The 6,293-nt window shown below is 40.3% G+C and carries 3 protein-coding genes and 1 pseudogene; all 4 read left to right on the top strand.

Going from position 1 to position 6,293, the window contains the following annotated elements; genetic code table 11:
• A pseudogene (locus Q763_RS17990) lies at positions 1-659 on the top strand (hypothetical protein); the annotation flags it as partial.
• Between the two features lie 56 nt (positions 660-715).
• Positions 716-4,069: a hypothetical protein gene (locus tag Q763_RS16510; RefSeq protein WP_052123492.1), complete on the top strand. Its 3,354-nt coding sequence runs from the start codon at positions 716-718 to the stop codon at positions 4,067-4,069.
• Positions 4,070-4,106: 37 nt separating this feature from the next.
• Positions 4,107-5,342 carry a gliding motility-associated C-terminal domain-containing protein gene (locus tag Q763_RS16505; RefSeq protein WP_052123491.1) on the top strand — a complete coding sequence of 412 codons (1,236 nt, stop codon included), beginning with the start codon at positions 4,107-4,109 and terminating at the stop codon, positions 5,340-5,342.
• Between the two features lie 25 nt (positions 5,343-5,367).
• Entirely contained in the window at positions 5,368-6,291 is a 924-nt protein-coding gene (locus tag Q763_RS16500; RefSeq protein ID WP_035136149.1) for a PorP/SprF family type IX secretion system membrane protein, read from the top strand.
• The last annotated feature ends 2 nt before the right edge of the window (positions 6,292-6,293 follow it).

Here is a 6,293-nt window from a genome sequence, read left to right as displayed (position 1 = left end):
TAAACGGAAACGTTGCAGGTAACGGATTAACTCAAAACGCATCGGGAGCTTTAGAAGTAAATGTGTCAGCTCTTACGGGTGACGGAAGTATAACTTCTACAGATCTTACAGTAACCGGTGGTAACAATGCAACATTAAATAATGTGACGCTTGCCATTGCCGATGATGCAGTAACATCTGCTAAGATTGAAGATGGTACGATTTCAACGGATGACATAGAGTCGGGAGGAGATAATATGAGCCTTACAACAGATGCTGATGGTAATGTACAATGGACAGCAACTCCTACAAGTATGACTCCTAAGTTCTTCTATATGCCGGCTGTAATATTTGATACATCGGTAAACGGAACTAACCTGAAAAGAAATCTGTACCTGGAATATAAAGGACAGTTTGCTAACCAGCAATTTGTGCCTGATACCACTACAGGAGGTTCATTAAATACAGGAACACCAAGTGGAACGTTTGTAGCAAGTGCGGGAGCTCCGGCAGCAGTGCCAATTTTACCTGAGGCTACAGATATGTACTACTATATCACATATTATGATACTACGGTATTTACCAATGTGAGTATTGATGAAAATGGTGTGCTTACCTACGATATTATAGGATCGGGTACAGATGCATCTTACATGAATATTGTTTTTGTAGTAAAATAAACTAACCTGCATGCGGGTGTATTTAATCCGCATGCATGGTTTAGCAATAAGAAATCATGCGAAATCAAGATAAAAAAATATTTAACCATAACTCTTTTAGGATACTATTCCTTCTCCTGACTGTTGTTTTCTTTTCGGCAAATAAGGCGTATGCTCAGTTTGCTATATCAGAAGACTTTAGGGGAAGCGGTAATCCTAATATCATAATTGGTGGTCCCGGCGGAACGGCCGGAACGGCTTATCTTACATCGGGTATAGATGATCCGGTTAATCAGGGGTGGTTACGATTAACTACTTCTGATGCCAATCAAAGAGGCTATGCTTATATCAATAATTCATTTCCTTCAACAGAGGGTGTTTTGGTGGATTTTGAGTATAAAATGTGGCGCGATGTAAATGATAATTATAGAGGTGCAGATGGTTTAGGGGTTTATCTTTTTGATGCGTCGGTGCCATTTCAAATAGGTGGTTTAGGAGGATCGTTAGGTTATGCACCTAACGGTGGTAACGGACTTGCAGGAGGTTATGTGGGTGTTGGTTTTGATGCCTATGGTAACTTTTCTAACCCTACTGAAGGAAGAAACCTTGGTCCCGGAGAAGTACCCAATGCTGTTGTTTTGAGGGGACCTACAACTAATAATGCATCAACTACCAACGTGTACCTTAGCGGAGTTGCTTTGGGTGACCGAAATGGTAACAATAATGATATAAGGAGCAGAAATGAAATAGACTATAATACACAAACATCTACAAGACCTAGTGATGCGCAGTTTTACAGAAGGGTGCAGTTGGAGATTTTGCCATTGGATGCAGAAGGAGTTTATTATCAGATAATAGTAAGATGGAAAAAATCACCTTCAGAAGATTTTACCCAGTTAACTAGTTATACTACAACCGATGCGCCACCGGCATTATTAAAACTAGGTTTTGGAGCTTCTACCGGTGGAGGTGTTAACTATCATGAAATCAGGAATCTGTTAGTAACAACGCCAGGAAACTTTAGGGTTGATAAAAGGGCTAATAAAGATATTTTAAGGAGTGTGTCGGGGTCTGGTAGCGAGAACCAGGTAACCTATACCATTGAGGTTATTAATGATACCGAAATCGATGCTTTAAATGTAGGTTTTTTAGACAGGCTTACCGATGTTAATGGTGATTTGATTCCTGAAGGTAATCCAGGGTTCAATATTACATCTATAACACATACAGGATTTACATCCATAACGTTGCCTACGGCTTCCAGTCTTACCACAAATGAGATATCGGGAATGTTTAGCCTTCCGGCAGGAAGTACTGGTAAAATTTATGTAACAGGTACGCTTACTACAATACCTGCAGGTAATACACTTAACAATACGGCTATAATCACTCCATTAATGGATGATGATGAAAGTAATAATACCAGTACAGTTAGTATTCCGGTTTATGCCGAAGGGGTAGACCTTTTGATAGCAAGAACAGTAGTAGATGATTTATGTTTAGATCCGTCTAATCCTACAGGTAAAACCTTTGAGTTAAGGGTGGCTAATATGGGAAACCAAGATGCTACTTACAGGAGAAGAGGACGTACAGGTGAACGTATTATAGTTACTAAAGTAGTGCCTCCAGGCTATACTTATGATGATAGTGCTACTGACTATACTACAAGTACAAGCTCTAGTAATAACGCCAGATGGAATAGAGATGTTAGCAATGATACACCAAGTTTTGGTTATACAACTTATACTTATTTGGCACGATATCCTACAGGTAACAGTGATCAGATACTTGCAGCAGGTGCAGTTTATCAAACCGATTATCCTATAATATATACTATCACTCCTCCGGTTGGTGTAACTAGTTTTACTGATTCGGCAGAGGTAGAGTATAGAGCAGAAGTAAATAACAATAGTTGGGGAGGAGTTGAGTTGCAAACGCCAGTAAATCAGGTTAATGATGTTAATTCAGTTACACTGAATGCTGCTCCGGTTGCCCCTACTGTTAGTACACCTATATACTATTGTCAGGGAGAAACAGCATCACCGTTAACTGCCACAAAAACCAATAGTTCATACACATTAAAATGGTATACAGTACCTGGTGGTTTTGCATCCAGCACACCTTTTACACCAAATACAAGTTCACCGGGTACATATACTTTCTATGTTAGTCAGTTTAATGGTCAGTGTGAAGGTCCGCTAGCAAGTATTGATGTAATTGTTATAGCTGCTCCTACAGCAGGTGAAATAGGTAATGCACAAACTATATGTAACGGTTCTACACCATCTGCAATAAGCAATGTAACATCGGGTACCGGTACGGGTACAGTAACATACAGATGGGAATATTCGGCAAACGGAACTAACGGATGGACAGTTATATCGGGTGCTACAGGTACAACCTATCAGCCGGGAGCATTAACCGCTACCAGATATTACAGAAGAACGACACTGGCAGCATCAAATGGTAAAAACTGTGAGTCAGTACAAACTAATGTTGTTCAGATAACGGTTAACAACGCTATTAGTTCAGGAACTATAGGCAGTAACCAAACAATATGTTATGGTGCTACGCCTTCATTACTAACTGGAAGTGTATCAGCCGACCCGGGAACGATAACTTATCGTTGGGAATCATCTGCAAACGGAAGTACAGGCTGGACAGCAACGGGTGGTACATTAAATAACTACCAGCCTGGAGCATTAACCGCTACTACTTATTTCAGGAGGATTACAAGATCAACATCAGGAGGTGTAACCTGTGAATCGCCTGCTTCTAACACGGTAGTCATAACAGTAAATAGCGAGGTAACAGCAGGAAGTATAGGTGGTGACCAAACAATATGTAACGGAGATATTCCGGCACAATTAACATCTGTAACAAATGGTACGGGTACAGGTACTGTAACCTACCGTTGGGAGTCATCTGCAAACGGAACTTCAGGTTGGACTACGGTTTCTGGAGCCAGCGATGCTACATATCAACCAGGTGCGTTAACTGTAACCAGATATTACAGGAGGATAACAATAGCTACCTCAGGTACGGCTTGTGAATCATCAGCTACATCGAGTGTAAAGATTACAGTAAATGCGGCAGTAACAGCAGGTACTATTGGTAATAATCAAAGTATATGTAAAGATAGTGCTCCTGCATTAATCGCATCATCTGTAGATGGTACAGGTACCGGTAGTGTTACTTACAGATGGGAATCGTCTGACGACGGATCTACCGGATGGACAACCATTGCAGGTGCAACAGCTTCAACATACCAGCCGGGAGTTTTAACGGCATCAAAATATTACCGAAGGATAACGATAGCAACATCGGGTGTAGCCTGTGAGTCATCGGCAAGTAATGTAGTGGCTATAACCACAAGAAACTGTAAGGTTATAACCAATCCAATGATTTATCAAAGGGTAAAAAGTAATTAGAACAGATAGCCCCCTAATAACTGTTTAAATTAATAAAATGAAAAAAATAAACTTAACATACATGTTCCTGTTGTTTTCAGGAGTTGTTTTAGCTCAAACCGGGCAAACCGTAAATAAAGGTATCCTTTATGTTAGCCCGGGTACGCTCGTTTCCGTAGAGTCTGATTTTGATAATACAGACTTGGGAGAGTATGAAAATAATGGAGAAGTATTGCTTAAGGGCAACTTTAATAATGATGGTATTACAACCTATAACCCTTCTTATGCGGGGTACACAAGGTTTGAAGGATACACTCAGCAGAATATAACCGGCAGCATACCAGCCGATTTTAACAATGTGTTGTTTTACAATTCTAACCAGCAACCTGCTTTTCGTTTGTATGGGGATATTTCGATAAGCGGTAATGCCGATTTTTATAACGGAATTGTTCAGAATGATGTATTTGGGGGAATAATCATATTTGAGAATGAAGCAACACACACCAATACCAGTGATGATAGTTTTGTTGATGGCCACGTGATTAAAACGGGGTACAACAACTTCACTTATCCTATTGGGGATGGGCAATACTACAGGTATGCTGCTATTTCTGCTCCTGAAGAAATTTCAGACAGCTTTACGGCTAAATATTACATGGAAGATTCTAATGCGCTTTATCCGCATGAGAACAGAGCACAGGAAATAGAACTTATTGACGGAAGAGAATACTGGACTATTGAAAGAACTGAAGGCGAAGCCGATGTTTTAGTAACCCTTAGCTGGGATGAGTTTACCACAACACCGTCTGAACTTTTGGTAGAACCTACAGAGGCTATAAGAGTAGTGAGATGGGATGAAGATTCCCAAATGTGGGTCGACGAAGGTGGTGTTCAGGATATGTTTGACAGGACAGTTACCACTCCCGTGCATGTATCAGGCTATGGTGTGTTTACACTGGGAAGGCTTAGAAGAGGATATCTCCCTACAGAAGATATTATTATTTACAATGGTGTAACTCCCGATGGTGACGGACAAAACGATTACTTCTATATAGAGGGAATTACTGCTCACCCGGGTAATACAGTGCAAATTTTTAACCGATGGGGTGTAATGGTATTTGAAACAGCCGAGTATGACAGCCACGGAAATGTTTTTGACGGAGTGTCGTCCGGTAGGGCTACCGTTACCCAAAAAGATAAACTGCCTGCAGGTACTTACTTTTATGTAATACAGTATCCTAACCAGGGAGGTACGGTTAAGAAAACAGGTTATTTATACATAAGTACAGAATAGAGTAATGAAGAGGGATAATAAAATGATGCGAATAAATTTTAAACAGCAAATTGTATGTGTGTTGCTGTTGCTTACAGCTGCTTTTGCAAATGCACAACAGGATCCGCAGTATACACAATACATGTACAATACCATTAATGTAAACCCTGCCTATGCAGGATCCAGAGGGCAAACCAGTATATTTGGTATTTACCGTGCCCAGTGGGTAGGACTTGATGGTGCGCCAACAACAGCTACGGCGTCTATTAACTCACCGGTAGGAGAGAAAATAGGTATGGGACTTTCTTTTACTAATGATAAGATAGGACCTATGGATGATAATGCCATATCGGTAGATTTTTCATACACTATTGATGTGTCATACAATTACCAGTTAGCTTTTGGATTAAAGGCTACTGCCGACTTATTAAATATTGATTTTACCAAGCTTAATATTTTTGACCCGGCAGACCCAAGGTTTCAAAACAATATTGATAACAAGTTCTCACCAAATATTGGTGCAGGGGTTTTCCTTTATTCAGATGATACTTATGTAGGTATTTCGGTTCCAAAGTTTCTGGAAACAAAACACTATGAGCACAACTCAACATCAGTAGCTACCGAAAGGATGCACTATTACTTTATTGGAGGGCATGTTTTTGATTTGTCCTACAACCTTAAGTTTAAGCCTGCAACTATGGTTAAGGCTACAAAAGGTTCACCTTTACAGGTAGATGTCTCGGCAAACTTTTTATATAACGAGCAGTTTACGGTGGGTATGGGATACCGTTGGGATGCCGCACTGAGTGCCCTGATAGGTTTCCAGGTAACTAAAGATTTTTTCCTGGGGTATACCTATGATATGGAAACCACAAAACTGGCCGATTACAATTCGGGTTCACACGAGATATACCTGCGTTTTGAGCTTGTTAAGAAACATGAAAGAGTAGCTAACCCACGATTCTTTTAGAA

It is taken from the genome of Flavobacterium beibuense F44-8 (genome assembly GCF_000769915.1).
In the GTDB taxonomy this organism is placed as follows: Bacteria; Bacteroidota; Bacteroidia; order Flavobacteriales; family Flavobacteriaceae; genus Flavobacterium; species Flavobacterium beibuense.
Note: the sequence above shows the minus strand (reverse complement) of the source record. Positions and strands in the feature narration are given on the sequence as shown.